The organism is Ruegeria sp. CK2 (genome assembly GCF_056536585.1).
The window spans coordinates 225,055-238,942 of record NZ_JBQFPW010000006.1 but is presented as its reverse complement, the minus strand read 5'-3'; the positions used below and the strand labels follow the sequence as shown (position 1 = coordinate 238,942).

General features: G+C 56.3%; 12 protein-coding genes, 1 tRNA gene and 1 riboswitch. Of the genes, 7 read left to right on the top strand and 6 right to left on the bottom strand.

All coding sequences use genetic code 11. The features are described 5' to 3' along the window. Positions 1 to 20 precede the first annotated feature (20 nt). Positions 21 to 1,004 (bottom strand): AAA family ATPase, encoded by a 984-nt coding sequence (locus ACR0BU_RS12035; RefSeq protein WP_480737343.1) that lies wholly within the window; start codon positions 1,002 to 1,004, stop codon positions 21 to 23. 318 nt (positions 1,005 to 1,322) lie between these two features. Between ACR0BU_RS12035 and ACR0BU_RS12030 the strand changes: the two genes are divergently transcribed. From ACR0BU_RS12030 to ACR0BU_RS12020, 3 genes are all read left to right on the top strand, one after another. Continuing rightward, positions 1,323 to 2,855, top strand: a complete 1,533-nt coding sequence (locus ACR0BU_RS12030; RefSeq protein ID WP_298937930.1) for an arylsulfatase — start codon at positions 1,323 to 1,325, stop codon at positions 2,853 to 2,855. 76 nt (positions 2,856 to 2,931) lie between these two features. Continuing rightward, entirely contained in the window at positions 2,932 to 3,906 is a 975-nt protein-coding gene (locus ACR0BU_RS12025; protein WP_480737344.1) for an HAD family hydrolase, read from the top strand. 100 nt (positions 3,907 to 4,006) lie between these two features. Continuing rightward, positions 4,007 to 5,869 carry a multiheme c-type cytochrome gene (locus ACR0BU_RS12020; RefSeq protein ID WP_480737345.1) on the top strand — a complete coding sequence of 621 codons (1,863 nt, stop codon included), beginning with the start codon at positions 4,007 to 4,009 and terminating at the stop codon, positions 5,867 to 5,869. 426 nt (positions 5,870 to 6,295) lie between these two features. Here ACR0BU_RS12020 and ACR0BU_RS12015 read toward each other — a convergent pair. Beyond that, a tRNA-Lys gene (locus ACR0BU_RS12015) sits at positions 6,296 to 6,371 on the bottom strand. Positions 6,372 to 6,581: 210 nt separating this feature from the next. On the opposite strand from ACR0BU_RS12015, the gene dapF reads away from it, so the two are divergent. Both dapF and mtaB read left to right on the top strand, forming a co-directional pair. Next, positions 6,582 to 7,427: a diaminopimelate epimerase gene (gene dapF, locus ACR0BU_RS12010; RefSeq protein ID WP_480737347.1), complete on the top strand. Its 846-nt coding sequence runs from the start codon at positions 6,582 to 6,584 to the stop codon at positions 7,425 to 7,427. Continuing rightward, entirely contained in the window at positions 7,424 to 8,680 is a 1,257-nt protein-coding gene (mtaB, locus tag ACR0BU_RS12005; protein ID WP_480737349.1) for a tRNA (N(6)-L-threonylcarbamoyladenosine(37)-C(2))-methylthiotransferase MtaB, read from the top strand. Before dapF ends, mtaB begins: the two co-directional genes overlap by 4 nt. Positions 8,681 to 8,828: 148 nt before the next feature. Here the strand turns inward: mtaB and ACR0BU_RS12000 are convergent, their stop codons facing one another. From ACR0BU_RS12000 to petA, 3 genes are read right to left on the bottom strand one after another with little or no spacing between them, the layout of a single operon-like run. Further along, a complete protein-coding gene (locus tag ACR0BU_RS12000; RefSeq protein ID WP_480737350.1) occupies positions 8,829 to 9,611 on the bottom strand; it encodes a cytochrome c1 in 783 nt (260 codons plus the stop codon). 15 nt (positions 9,612 to 9,626) lie between these two features. Continuing rightward, entirely contained in the window at positions 9,627 to 10,958 is a 1,332-nt protein-coding gene (gene petB, locus ACR0BU_RS11995; RefSeq protein ID WP_480737351.1) for a cytochrome b, read from the bottom strand. A gap of 11 nt (positions 10,959 to 10,969) precedes the next feature. Further along, positions 10,970 to 11,554: a ubiquinol-cytochrome c reductase iron-sulfur subunit gene (petA, locus tag ACR0BU_RS11990; RefSeq protein ID WP_299084977.1), complete on the bottom strand. Its 585-nt coding sequence runs from the start codon at positions 11,552 to 11,554 to the stop codon at positions 10,970 to 10,972. Positions 11,555 to 12,017: 463 nt separating this feature from the next. On the opposite strand from petA, the gene ACR0BU_RS11985 reads away from it, so the two are divergent. Beyond that, positions 12,018 to 12,464, top strand: a complete 447-nt coding sequence (locus tag ACR0BU_RS11985) for a c-type cytochrome (RefSeq protein WP_480737353.1) — start codon at positions 12,018 to 12,020, stop codon at positions 12,462 to 12,464. Between the two features lie 24 nt (positions 12,465 to 12,488). On the opposite strand, the gene ACR0BU_RS11980 is transcribed toward ACR0BU_RS11985, so the two are convergent. Next, positions 12,489 to 13,103 (bottom strand): FMN-binding negative transcriptional regulator, encoded by a 615-nt coding sequence (locus tag ACR0BU_RS11980; protein ID WP_480737354.1) that lies wholly within the window; start codon positions 13,101 to 13,103, stop codon positions 12,489 to 12,491. Between the two features lie 55 nt (positions 13,104 to 13,158). After that, a riboswitch (FMN riboswitch) is annotated at positions 13,159 to 13,307 on the top strand. A gap of 126 nt (positions 13,308 to 13,433) precedes the next feature. Here ACR0BU_RS11980 and ACR0BU_RS11975 point away from each other — a divergent pair. Further along, complete coding sequence (locus ACR0BU_RS11975) at positions 13,434 to 13,877, top strand: 6,7-dimethyl-8-ribityllumazine synthase (RefSeq protein ID WP_480737355.1); 444 nt, start codon at positions 13,434 to 13,436, stop codon at positions 13,875 to 13,877. Positions 13,878 to 13,888 lie beyond the last annotated feature (11 nt).

Genomic DNA, 13,888 nt, shown 5'->3' with positions numbered 1-13,888 from the left:
CCTTGGCCAAGGGCCTGCGGTCATGGCAGGGCAACCAGTTTGATGATCTCGTCGGTAACCTCATCTTGCGAAAGGCCAGCGCCCTGCGCCTCGTAGCTCAACGTTATGCGGTGGCGGAACACGTCATGGGCAATAGCCCGAGCGTCGAGCGGATCGACATAGTCGCGCCCGGCCAGCCATGCATGAGCCCGGCTGCATTTGTCCAACGCGATTGAGGCGCGCGGGCTGGCACCGACCTCGATCCAGCTCGCCAATTCGTCGCTGAGGGCTGCGGGGGTTCGTGTGGCATAGACCAGATCGGCAAAGTAACGTTCCATTGCTTCCGCGACGTGAATGCCAGAAATCTCTGTGCGGGCATCAAAGACGGCCTGTTGCAAAATAGGGGCGGGCTCGGTTGCGTCGGATTTCTTTCGCTGACTGGCGAACCGTTCCTCATCCCTGACCAGGCGGATTACTTTGACCTCATCCTCGACCGGGGGATAGAGGATGTTCACATGCATCAGGAACCGGTCCATCTGTGCCTCAGGCAGGGGATAGGTGCCTTCCTGTTCAATGGGGTTCTGTGTGGCCATGACGATAAACAGGGGTTCCATCTTATGCGTCGTGCCTGACACTGTGACCTGGCGTTCCTCCATAGCCTCCAGCAGCGCAGCTTGCACTTTGGCCGGCGCGCGGTTGATCTCATCTGCCAGCACGATATTGGCAAAGATCGGTCCCGGCTCAAACCGGAATTCAGAGATACCGCCACCCTGAACGTAAACCTCTGTTCCGGTGACATCCGAAGGCAGCAGATCGGGTGTGAACTGGATACGGCTGAACTGCGCGTCTAGATTTTTTGCCATTGCCTTGACGGCTCGTGTCTTGGCAAGCCCCGGCAGCCCTTCGATCAGCAGGTTGCCATTGGCCAGCAAGCCGATCAGCAAGCGTTCGACCACCTCGGTCTGACCAATAATGGACTGACCCATACGGGTCTTGAGCTCGATGATCTGATCATATGCGGACATAGGATTACTCCGTCATCGCCCAAATTGTTTTTACATCTAGAGTGAGCAAGCGTGCATCTCTGTTCAATCCTCGCGGGAAAATGGCGTAGCATACTCCTGCGGTTACAATGTTGATTTAAATCAGCTTTGAAACGCATCCAAGTCGAGACCGGAGTCGCGCTTTGCTTGAGGCTCAGACTAAGTTGCGCTGACCCATAAATCAATTTTTAACACAACGACTCAAATTTCCGTGTAGGCTGAGCTCATTCTCTATTACTCCAAAAAAGGTTTGAAAACATGCTTGCTGCCTTTGAGCCTCGGCGCATTATACGCCCGCTAATGAAGCTAACTTGCGCGGTCTTTCTGGCCGTTCCCGCAATCGCACAGGAGCAAAAGCCTAATATTCTTGTGATCTGGGGTGACGATGTCGGGCAATCCAACATCTCGGCCTACACGATGGGTCTGATGGGATATCGCACGCCCAATATCGATCGAATCGCTGATGATGGCATGATCTTTACCGACTATTATGGCGAGCAATCCTGCACGGCTGGACGGTCTTCGTACATCATGGGGCAGTCGGTGTTTCGGACCGGTTTGTCCAAGGTAGGCCTGCCGGGCGCTGATCTAGGGATGCAAGAGGAAGACCCGACAATCGCGGGGCTGCTCAAGGCCGAAGGCTATGTTACCGGTCAGTTCGGAAAGAACCATCTGGGCGACAAGGATGAGCATCTGCCGTCCAACCATGGTTTCGATGAGTTTTTTGGCAATCTCTACCATCTGAACGCCGAGGAAGAGCCAGAGAACGAAGACTATCCCAGCAATCAGGTTCTGGCCGATGGCCGCACCTTCCGCGAGGCCTATGGCCCACGTGGAGTGATCAAGTCCAAGGCCGATGGCACGATCGAAGATACTGGCCCGCTAACCAAAAAACGTATGGAAACAGTGGATGACGAAACCGTCGCCGCTGCCATCGACTTTATCAAACGCTCGCACGAGCAGGGCCAACCCTTCTATGTCTGGTGGAATGGCACACGGATGCACTTCCGCACCCATGTGGCTGATGACCGGCGCAACCCGGGCAACGACGAATATACCGACGGGATGTTGGAACATGACATGCATGTCGGCCAATTGCTGGACCTGCTGGACGAGTTGGGCATCGCCGACAACACCATCGTGCACTATTCGACTGACAATGGCCCGCATATGAACACCTGGCCGGATGCCGCAATGACTCCGTTCTGGGGTGAAAAGAACACCAACTGGGAAGGTGGCTGGCGGGTGCCCTCGATGGTGCGCTGGCCCGGCCTGATCGAGCCTGGCTCGGTCTCGAACGAGATCATGCACCATATGGACTGGTTGCCGACCTACCTGGCCGCTGCGGGCCGTGACAACATCAAGGAGGAGTTGATTCAGGGCGGCGTTCAGGCCATCGGACGTGAATACAAGGTGCATCTGGATGGTTATAACTTCCTGCCCTATTTCAAGGGCGAAGTGGAAGCGGGACCGCGTAATGAGATTTTCTATTTCTCGGATGACGGCGACCTGACGGCGCTGCGGTATGACGACTGGAAGCTGATTTTCCTTGAGCAGAAGGCTTGGGGCACCCTGCGCGCCTGGATGGAACCTTGGACGGAGTTGCGCATCCCCCTGATCATCAACCTGCGCCGTGACCCCTATGAGCGCGCCTACCGGACCTCGAACACATATTATGACTGGTTGCTTAACAGGGCCTATTTCCTGGTACCGGCACAGCAATATGTCGGCAATTTCCTGGCGACATTCCAGGAATTTCCACCACGCCAGAAGGCCGCCAGCTTCAATCTGGAGCAGGTGATGGAAAAGATGATCGCGCCCGTAGGCGACTGATCCTGAATAATGAACCGATCCGGGCCGCCACAATTGTGGCGGCCCGTCTTCTTTGACCCTGGTAAGGTACCAATTCATGCTCAGATATTCTCTGTTCCTTTCGCTGTCGTTCATCACTTCCGTAGCATTCGCAGACCCTTTGCCATCCTGGAATGAAACACACAGCAAGGCGCGGATCATCTCGTTTGTTGAAAGCGTTATCGACCCCGAATCCGATGACTATGTCACCCCGTCCGACCGCATCGCCGTCTTTGATAATGACGGCACGCTGTGGGGTGAGCAGCCAGTTTATTTCCAGCTGATCTATGCGATTGAAGCGTTTCAGAAGATGGCGCAGGATGACCCGGGAATGGTTACGTCTGATGCGCTCAAGGCTGCTGCTGCAGGCGACTATAAGGCTCTGGCTGAGGCCGGTGAAGAGGCCGTGATCGAAGTTCTGGGGGCGACCCATAGTGGTCTGAGCGTAGACGATTTTCAGGCAAGTGTGAGCGACTGGGTTGCCACCGCAACTCACCCCGTCACGGGTCTGCGGTATGACCAGATGACCTACCAGCCGATGTTGGAGTTGCTGCGTTATTTGCGTGACGAAGGGTTCAAGACATACATCGTCTCTGGCGGTGGGATTCATTTCATGCGCGTCTTTGCAGAGGCGGCCTATGGCATCCCCACCGAACAAGTCATTGGCACCTATACCGAAACCAGCTATGAGGTGATCGACAGCGTTCCTACCATCATCAAACAGCCAGCAATTGGTTTTGTCGACGATAAGGAAGGTAAGCCGATCAATATTGACCGGATCATCGGAAAACGGCCAATCATTGCTGGTGGAAACTCTGACGGCGATTATGCGATGATTGAATGGACCACGGCGGGAGAAGGCCCCCGGTTTGGTTTGATTGTCCATCACACGGATGGTGAGCGCGAGGTTGCCTATGCCTGTGATAGCCATATCGGTCAGCTGTGCGACGGGCTTGAAAACGGCCCGAATCTGGGCTGGCTCATTGTTGATATGGCCAAGGACTGGTCGCGCATCTACACTGGCGCGCAATAGCCCGGGGAAGGACCTTAATATAGTCTTTCGTTTATCAGTGCCCCCGATCAGATGTGCAGCCATCGCCGGAGTATCTTGTCTGTTTCCACCGGTCGCGTCATTGGCGCAAGAACCTGCATATGTCGGCTCATCGGCTTGCACCGAGTGCCATGTCGATGCCGCCTCTGCGTGGAGCGGCTCACACCACGCGCTTGCCTGGACAGAGCCGTCGCCGGACACAGTGATTGCTGATTTCGATGGAACATCCTTTCGCCACGATGGCATGAGTGTCCAGTTCAGCATCGATGGGGATCAATACCGAGCAGCCGTTACAGAAAAAGATGGGGTTACTACCGAGTACCCGGTGCATTCTGTTGTGGGCATCGCCCCCCTTCAGCAATACCTGTTCGAAACCGAACCAAGTCGGCTGCAGAGCTTTGACGTGGTCTGGGATGCGGAAAAGGAGCGCTGGTATCACCTCTATCCAGATCAGGATCTGCCCCCGGATGACGGATTGCATTGGACCGGCCCTTACAAAAACTGGAACGCCCGATGCGCGGAATGTCATGCCACCGGGTTTGAGAAGAACTATGACCCGAACACGCGTACTTACTTATCAACCCAAGCCGAAATCGGTGTTGGTTGCGAAGCCTGCCATGGTCCTGGCGCAGCCCATCTGAACTGGGCCGAAGGGCGCGAGTTTGTAAACGACAGCGGGCAGTTGAACGTGTTCGGACTGACTATGGATTTCAACGAGGGTGCCGAAGCGACGATCCAGCAATGCACAACGTGCCATTCTCGTCGTGAGGCGTTAGGAGATGGCAACCCGCTGCCGGGAACGCCGTATCACGACAATTACAACCTCGCTCTGCTGCGGCCTGGTCTTTATTATTCGGACGGCCAAATACTGGACGAGGTCTATGTCTACGGCTCTTTTTTGCAATCAAAAATGTATGCCAGCGGAGTCAGTTGTACCAATTGCCATGAGGCGCACTCTGCAACGCTCATCACCGAGTCGAACGATGTGTGCACCCAGTGTCACTCGCCAGAAGTGCGGGAAGAGTTTCCTGGCTTAACACTCGCGCTCTATGACGATCCGGCCCACCATTTTCATCCTATGGACTCGGAAGGTGCAGAGTGCAAAAGCTGCCATATGCCAGAGCAGATTTACATGGGCGTTGACGGGCGCCGAGATCACGGGTTTCGCATCCCACGGCCCGATCTCGCGGCTGAGACAGGGGCTCCGGATGCCTGCACCGACTGCCATACGGATCGAACGCCCGAATGGGCCGCGCAGACCTTAGAGGCTTGGTATCCGCAAAGCATAAAACGTGGTGCACATTTCGGGCAGGTATTGGCGACGGCGCGCGCCGATCCGGGCACGGCTAGTGATGATCTTGCCCAGTTGGTGCGCGACACTGCCCAGCCTGCAATCATACGTGCAACGGCTTTGTGGTTGTTGCAGCAGAATGCGGGACAGGAGGTGAGAGACTTAGCGGTTACGCAGTTGGATGATTCCGATCCGATGGTGCGCGCCAGTGCAGTGGGTTTGCTGACCGATGCAGATCAAGACGAGATTTCCAAGATGCTGCCTTTGTTGGAGGATCCGTTCCGGACCGTCAGGATCGCAGCTGCGCGGGCAATGTTGTCTGCAAGGGGATCGCCATTGTCCCGTCACGAACAAGGGCGTTTGCAACATGCATTGTCTGAATGGAGAAACTCGTTGATCAACCGCGCAGACTATCCAGAAACTCATCTGGTTCTTGGCGGGATAGCACTTACAATGCGCAACATATCTGCCGCTCAAAAAGCTTTTGAAGAAGTGACACTTCTCGACCCGCAAAATGTTGACGCCTGGGTGATGCGGGTACGCTTGGCGACCGCAACAGGCGGGTCGAATGCAGGAAGACTAGTACTGGACCGTGCGCTTTCGGTTAATCCCGATGATCCTTCGCTTTCCGCGATCGCTTCGGATCTGCAATGATGGCCAAGGGGTGTATGAGTTCTCAGACTCGACACCGAAGGCAATGTTCGGATCACTTGAGACCTTAACTCGCGCATACTGAACTCTTGCTGGTTGTGAAGAAAACAACGCCACATATCATGTCCTATTTTCGGCTCGAACGTGGAGGCGCATGTTGTTTGGCCTTCCAACGTGGAAGTTTGCGGCAACGACTGTCTGCTCCATTGTTGTAGCGTCACCCAATCAACCAATAGCGCTGCACAAGCCAGTAACATGCTGCTTCGGCGAAGCAAGCACGATCATAACGGGGTCTGACCTAAGGACGGTCAGTCCGGCGGTGATTTGCTAAACTAAGAAGGGAACGCACCGCTGTAAGCAATCCATTGAAAGGAAAAAACCTGTCGCAAAGGAACGATAAGGTGTCATTTGTCATATCATTGAAAAAAGTGGTGAGCCGTGCAGGATTCGAACCTGCGACCCACTGATTAAAAGTCAGTTGCTCTACCAACTGAGCTAACGGCCCACTCTTTTCTGGATCTGTTCGATCCGTGGCGCTCTCTAAGACAATTGCCCAACTGGGTTCAAGTCCTTATTTTGCGCCTCGTTTCGCCATCACAATCAGTGTTTCAAGCGTCCCGATAGGCGGCTTAATTAGGCAGGTGATACCGAGGGGTCAACCCCTTTTTTAAGGAATCTACGCGACAGGGTGGATTCATCTTACGCACGACGTTATATGCCCGCCATGCCACAAGCATACGACACCGGATTGCCCTTTATGAAGATGCACGGGCTAGGCAATGACTTTGTCATTGTGGACGCGCGCGCGCATGCGGCACCGATTACGCCGACGCTGGCCAGAGGAATTGGGCACCGGCAGTTTGGCGTGGGATTCGATCAGCTAGCCGTCATAGAAAACGGCACCGCAGCTGACGCGCATCTTGTGTTTTATAATTCTGACGGTTCAACCTCGGCCGCTTGTGGAAACGCCACCCGGTGTATTGCGCGCATTCTGATGGCCGAGACAGGGAAATCCGAACTGACTCTGACAACCGAACGGGGAACGCTGCTTGCCAAAGATGCTGGTGACGGGCTGACTTCGGTCAATATGGGCGAACCGCAGCTAAACTGGCACGAAATCCCATTGGCTGAAGAGGTGGACACACTAGAACTGCCGATTGAGGGCGGGCCGACGGCGACGGGCATGGGCAATCCGCATTGCACGTTCTTTGTCGAAGATGCCGAGGCCATTCCGTTGGCTGAATTCGGTGCGCGATACGAATATCATCCTCTCTATCCGGAACGCACCAACGTTCAGGTTGCACAGATCATTGGCCCCGACCATATTCGCATGCGCGTCTGGGAGCGCGGCGTGGGAATCACGCTTGCCTCTGGCTCGTCTTCCTGCGCGACGGCTGTGGCGGCTGCCCGTAAGGGCCTGACCGGGCGGAAAGTTCAGATCGAACTGGATGGCGGCACGATTTGGATCGACTGGCGTGACGATGGTGTCTGGATGACCGGACCAACGACGCATGTGTTTTCCGGCACATTGACACCCGAATTCCTAAGGTCACTGGGATGAGCGCCCCGAAATTCACCACCCTGGGCTGTCGCCTCAACGCCTATGAAACCGAGGCGATGAAAGAGCTGTCTGAACAGGCGGGTCTGACCGATGCGGTGGTGGTAAACACCTGTGCGGTGACGGCCGAGGCTGTCCGCAAGGCCCGTCAGGAAATCCGAAGACTACGGCGGGAAAATCCCGACGCGCGTCTGATCGTCACTGGCTGCGCGGCGCAAACCGAGCCCGAGACATTTACCAAGATGGACGAGGTCGATGCAGTTATCGGCAACACTGAAAAGATGCGGCCTCAAACCTGGACAGGCATGGCCGCAGATTTCATCGGCGAAACCGAGGCGGTTCAAGTTGATGACATCATGTCAGTCACAGAGACCGCTGGTCATCTGATCGACGGCTTTGGCACCCGATCCCGCGCTTATGTACAGGTTCAGAACGGCTGTGACCATCGCTGCACCTTCTGCATTATCCCTTATGGCCGTGGAAACTCGCGCAGCGTCCCGGCTGGTGTCGTGGTGGATCAGATCAAGCGGTTGGTCGACAAAGGGTATAACGAGGTCGTGCTGACCGGCGTTGACCTGACCTCTTGGGGCGCTGATTTGCCCACCGAACCCAAACTGGGTGATCTGGTCATGCGGATCCTGAAACTGGTGCCCGACCTTTCGCGCTTGCGGATCAGCTCGATCGACTCGATCGAGGTGGACGACAACCTGATGCATGCCATCGCGACCGAACCGCGGCTGATGCCTCACCTACACTTGTCCCTGCAACATGGCGATGACCTGATTCTCAAACGCATGAAGCGCCGCCATTTGCGCGATGACGCCATCCGATTCACTGAAGAGGCGCGCAAGCTGCGACCGGAAATGACATTCGGAGCCGATATTATTGCTGGCTTCCCAACCGAATCCGGTGCCCATTTTGAAAACTCGCTGAAGCTTATCACCGAATGCGATCTGACCTGGCTGCACGTCTTTCCCTACTCCAAACGTGAGGGCACACCTGCGGCGCGCATTCCCCAGCAGGTCAATGGCAACGTGATCAAAGACCGTGCTGCTCGTTTGCGCGCTGCGGGGGGGGCACAGGTTACCAAGCATCTGCAGGCCCAAATCGGCAAGACCCATCACATCTTGATGGAAAACCCCCATATGGGCCGAACCGAGCAGTTCTCAGAAGTCACATTTGACGCGCCGCAAACCGAGGGGCAGGTCGTGACAGCTAGGATCTCAGGAACTAACGCGACACAGCTAAAGGCCTGAACGAAAGCCGCCCCTTCATCTGGTCCAAAAGTATCCCGGGGGTGAATTGGCCGCAGGCCAAGAGGGGGCTGACCCCTCAGCCCAACCACAAAAAAACCCCCGCCACCATTAGGTGCGGGGGTCTTAGAATTAAGATCTCGGAAAGACCTTAGTGTTTGCGGCCTTTGACCGGCGCCCACAGACGCTTGTTGACAAGGTACAGCAGGACCGAGAGTACTGTCAGGAAGATTACGCCGACAAAACCCGCGTTTTTACGATCCATCAGCTTCGGCTCAGCCGCCCACATCAGGAAGGCCGACACGTCTTCTGACATGGCCTCAACCGTATTGGCATGACCGTCAGCGAAATCAAGCTGCTCATCCGACAACGGAGGCGCCATTGAGATCCAGCCACCGGGGAAGGCTTTGTTTTCGTACAGGATCGTGCCTGCCTCTTCCTTTTCCTCACCGGTATAGCCGTCCAGCAAAGACGCGATGTATTCCGCACCGCCCATGCCTTTGACCAGCTGGTTGATCCCAGTCCCTTTCGGCCCGTGGAAGCCAGCGCGGGCTTTGGCCATCAGGCTAAGGTCCGGCGCGCCAACACCGTCATTCACCGGGAAGTGGTCGGTCGGAATAGCTGGACGGAAGTCGTCCAGCTCGGGGTCGAACACTTCGAAGTTGTCGGCCGCGTAGGTGATGACCTGCTCTTCCGAGTAGCCCAGCGCCTCAAGGTCACGCAGAGGTACATATCTCAGACCGTGGCAAGCTGCGCAAACCTCGGTATAGATCTGCAGGCCACGCTGAAGCTGGTTCTGATCCCAGGTCCCAAAGGGGCCTTCGAACGAGAAGTGGAAGTCCTCGATATGCTGCTCACCGCCACCTGCCGCAAAGGTCGAGGCAGGTGCAAACGCCAGAGCAAACGCGGCACCGAATGCAAGTTTCTTGAACATGGTTTTCAGTCCCTCTTACTCGGCTGGCGTGGCGTCAGCGTCAGCCTTGCCATAATGCGCGTTGAAGTCTTCTTCGATGGTTTCCGGCGGAACCTCGGGTTTCTCGATCACACCCAGAAGCGGCAGGATCACAAAGAAATAGCCGAACCAGTAGGCCGACGCGATCAGTGACCACGTTGCATAGGGCTCTTCCGCGGGCATCGCGCCCAGCCACATCAGGGCAAAGAAATCGACGATCAGCAGGTAGAACCACCATTTGAACATCGGACGGTACTTGCCCGAACGCACGCTGGATGTGTCCAGCCAGGGTGCCAGCGCCATGGCCAGGATCGCACCGAACATCGCCAGAACACCAAAGAACTTGGCGTCGACGATACCACCGGTGACAAAGCTTGCGATCTGCACGACCCAGACTTCGCCGGTGAAGGCCCGCAGGATCGCGTAGAACGGCAGGAAGTACCATTCGGGAACGATATGCGCAGGCGTGACCAGCGGGTTGGCTTCGATATAGTTATCCGGGTGGCCCAGATAGTTCGGCATATAGCCAACGATCGCCCAGAACACGACCAGAATGACGGCCAGCGCAAACAGGTCCTTGATCACGAAGTAGGGCCAGAAGGGCAGCGTATCTTTTTCAGCATCCGCCTTTGAACCACGACGCACCTCAACACCCGTTGGGTTGTTGTTGCCCGTGGTGTGGAAGGCCCAGATGTGCACGACCACCAGCGCCGCGATGATGAACGGCAGCAGGTAGTGCAGTGAGAAGAAACGGTTCAGCGTGGCATTATCCACGGCGGGTCCGCCCAGCAACCATGTCTGGATCGCTTCACCCACAAACGGGATAGCGCCAAACAGACCGGTGATCACGGTCGCCCCCCAGAAGGACATCTGACCCCAGGGCAGAACATAGCCCATGAATGCGGTGCCCATCATCATCAGATAGATGAGCATCCCGATGATCCACGTGATTTCACGCGGGGCTTTGTAGGAGCCGTAGAAGAGACCACGGAAGATATGGATATAAACCGCCACAAAGAACAGCGACGCGCCATTCATGTGCAGATAGCGGATCATGTAACCGCCATTCACGTTGCGCATGATGTGTTCGATGCTGGCAAAGGCCATATCAACATGCGGGGTATAGTGCATCACCAGCACGATACCGGTGACGATTTGCAACGCCAGACAGAACGTCAGGACGATGCCCCAGATCCACATCCAATTCAGGTTCTTGGGGGTCGGGATCATAAGGGTGTCATACAGCAGGCCAACGATGGGCAGGCGGCTGTGCAGCCATTTCTCGCCGTTTGTCTTCGGCTCGTAATGATCGTGGGGAATTCCGGACATCTGGGTCTCCCTTAGCCGAGTTTGATGGTGGAGGCGTCCACCCATTCTACGGGCGGAATTGGCAGGTTTTCAGGCGCTGGGCCTTTGCGGATACGGCCGGCCAGGTCGTAGTGCGAGCCGTGGCAGGGGCAGAACCAACCGCCAAAATCACCGGCATCACCCAGAGGCACACAGCCCAAGTGGGTACAAACACCCATCTGAACGATCCAGGCGCCGGGCGCTTCGCCTTCGGGCGAGGGCATGACGCGGTTGGCATCGGTTGCCGGTGCATCAGCGTTCAGGTTCGCGTTACGCGCCAGCGGATCGGGCAGAGCGGCTAGCCCTTCTTCGTCCTGCTGCGCTGCTTCCTGAATTTCGACGCCGGTGCGGTGACGGATAAAGACGGGCTTACCCAACCATTTCACGGTCAGCTGCGTACCCGGCTCGACCCCGCTCACATCCTGACGGATCGATGACATCGCCTGCACGTCCGCCGAGGGGTTCATCTGATTCACCAAGGGCCAGACGACGGCCCCTGTTGCTACGACACCTGCGCCGCCAGCGACGTAGTAGAGGAAATCTCTGCGGGTGCCTTCGTGGTCTTCTGCGTGGGACACGAGGTTATCTCCGATTTTCTGGCGCCCGCGAACGGGCAAATAGCTCGCGCACCGCACGAATGCGGCGTCTTAACCGCGCTATCTATCGGGGAGAATAGAGTTCGTCTAGCGCTCTTAAATGCGCAATACGCCGCATCTGGGCATTATGTCACGCCGCAACGGGTTTTTTTTGATGTCTCGCAGCCACATCTTTTGTCGCCGCGGCGAATTGAACGGTGCTGATTCGACCCGTGTTGCGACTCCGACGCGGGGCCTTTTGAGCCGACTTGAAGGTATTCAGGCGACTTACGACCTTTCCGGCCGACCTTCCGATTTTCTCGAAGCATCTTGCTACCTTAGGAAGAAAGTACCGTCTTAAATCATTATTTTTAAATAGATATTTTTGTTAAGCGGATTCTTCTTGCACTTTTTGCGCGATCGCAAGTAAGTCCGCTGCGCGCGAAATCCTATCAGGAGAAACCTAATGTCAAAGGTCAATTTGATCGCAATTTCGTTCATGTCAGCCCTTTCCACCCAAGCCATAGCATCTGGTGATCCGGCTAAAGGTGAAAAGCTCTACAACCGATGTTCGTCCTGCCATGCCATCATCAAGGACGGCGAGGTTCTGGTGAAAGGCGGAATAACCGGACCGAATCTCTATGGTGTCGTCGGCCGCGTTGCCGGATCCGAGGTTGACTATCGCTATGGAAGCGACCGGCTGCCGATTGGTATGTTCACCGATGACATGATCCGCGCCGGCGAAGCAGGGCTCGTCTGGACCGAGGCAAACATCGCCGACTATTCCGAAGACCCGATCGAATTCATCAAAACCTATCTGGATGACGAAACAGCCCGCCCCAACATGAGCGTCAAGTTGAAAAAGGGTGCCGAAGACATCGCCGCCTTTCTTGCCACGTTCAACTCCCAGTAGGACGGTTTCCCGCACCGACGTTGGTCACGTCTTGCGCATCAACGTGGCCAGCTGTTCGTTTTCGCCCCCAAAACCGTGCGCGTACATCTGATCAGCCGCCCGAAGACGCACTTCGTCCGTTTTGTTCTGGTTCAGCTTCCATGTCCCCTGAATGTCATCGACCCGCATCCGGCACGGGACGATCATGCGCATCATTCTGGCCAAGGCTTCGTCGGACATCTTTCCAGTGGTCCATGGGGGTTTGGGCAGCAGTCGCTCTTCGTAGAAGGCCGACTGCCGATCCAGCAGATCCAGCAACGCGTCGTGCGGCAACTGCTCAAGCTGGCCGGTCAAATGCACCGCCACATAGTTCCAGGTCGGAACCTGATCCGCGATCTCATACCAATCTGGCGAAACGTACCCATCCGGACCCGACACCGCGATCCGTACAGTTTGTGGCCGTTTCAGCATCCTCACGATAGGATTCGAGCGCACCAGATGTAGGTCGGCCTGCAATCCATCCTCGGTCAGCAGAAACGGAACGTGACTCAGGGCCGGTGCGTCCTCGGTCGACAAAGCCAGAACGCCAAAGGCGCGATCCCGTGCGAACGCAATATGACGAGCGCGCTCTTCGGCGCGGAAGGCGGGGTTGGGGTGCATGGCTGTTCTCCTGACAAAATCTCTTGCAGAACCGGTGGCACCTTGGCAAGGTTCTCTCTGTTCTCAGGGCGGGGCGAAATTCCCCACCGGCGGTATGCGGACTGTGATCCGTAAGCCCGCGAGCGGCCCCGGTATTAGGGGTGACAAGCAGATCTGGTGAGATGCCAGAGCCGACGGTTACAGTCCGGATGAAAGAGAACGCGCAGAGCGCCGGTGATGTGGCGTGTCTGCTCGTGATCGCCTTGGGTGACGTGTCATGCCATGCAGGCAGCGAAAAGTGGAAACCGGTTTTCGCGACCCCAGCAGGCCACCAAACCGCGAAAGGAGATCATGATGACACACACCCGCTATGCTTTTATTAAAGCCAACTGGCATTCCGATATCGTTGACCGCGCGCTTGACGGATTTCAGGAGCTCATACCAGCCGAACAGGTCGATGTATTCGACGTCCCCGGCGCGTTCGAGATGCCCCTGCTGGCCCGCGATCTGGCCCAGACCGGGCGTTACGGCGCCGTCGTCTGCGCCGCCTTCGTTGTGGATGGCGGCATCTACCGGCACGATTTTGTGGCCAAGGCAGTGGTCGATGGGCTGATGCGTGCAGGGCTCGACACGGGTATTCCTGTTCTGTCGGTCGCGTTGACCCCGCACCAATATCAGGAAACGGCCCACCACAACGCGATCTATCGTGCGCATTTCATCCAAAAGGGACGCGAAGCGGCCCAAGCCGCGCTGAAGATCACAGAGACACGCATCTCGCTGTCGCAAGCCGCCTGATCTTCATATTT

Coding starts and splice junctions, on each gene's coding strand:
- petB (WP_480737351.1), bottom strand. CDS start 10,958: ATGTCCGGAATTCCCCACGATCATTACGAGCCGAAGACAAACGGCGAG.
- ACR0BU_RS11985 (WP_480737353.1), top strand. CDS start 12,018: ATGTCAAAGGTCAATTTGATCGCAATTTCGTTCATGTCAGCCCTTTCC.
- dapF (WP_480737347.1), top strand. CDS start 6,582: ATGCCCGCCATGCCACAAGCATACGACACCGGATTGCCCTTTATGAAG.
- ACR0BU_RS12035 (WP_480737343.1), bottom strand. CDS start 1,004: ATGTCCGCATATGATCAGATCATCGAGCTCAAGACCCGTATGGGTCAG.
- mtaB (WP_480737349.1), top strand. CDS start 7,424: ATGAGCGCCCCGAAATTCACCACCCTGGGCTGTCGCCTCAACGCCTAT.
- ACR0BU_RS12000 (WP_480737350.1), bottom strand. CDS start 9,611: ATGTTCAAGAAACTTGCATTCGGTGCCGCGTTTGCTCTGGCGTTTGCA.
- ACR0BU_RS12030 (WP_298937930.1), top strand. CDS start 1,323: ATGAAGCTAACTTGCGCGGTCTTTCTGGCCGTTCCCGCAATCGCACAG.
- ACR0BU_RS12025 (WP_480737344.1), top strand. CDS start 2,932: ATGCTCAGATATTCTCTGTTCCTTTCGCTGTCGTTCATCACTTCCGTA.
- ACR0BU_RS11980 (WP_480737354.1), bottom strand. CDS start 13,103: ATGCACCCCAACCCCGCCTTCCGCGCCGAAGAGCGCGCTCGTCATATT.
- ACR0BU_RS11975 (WP_480737355.1), top strand. CDS start 13,434: ATGATGACACACACCCGCTATGCTTTTATTAAAGCCAACTGGCATTCC.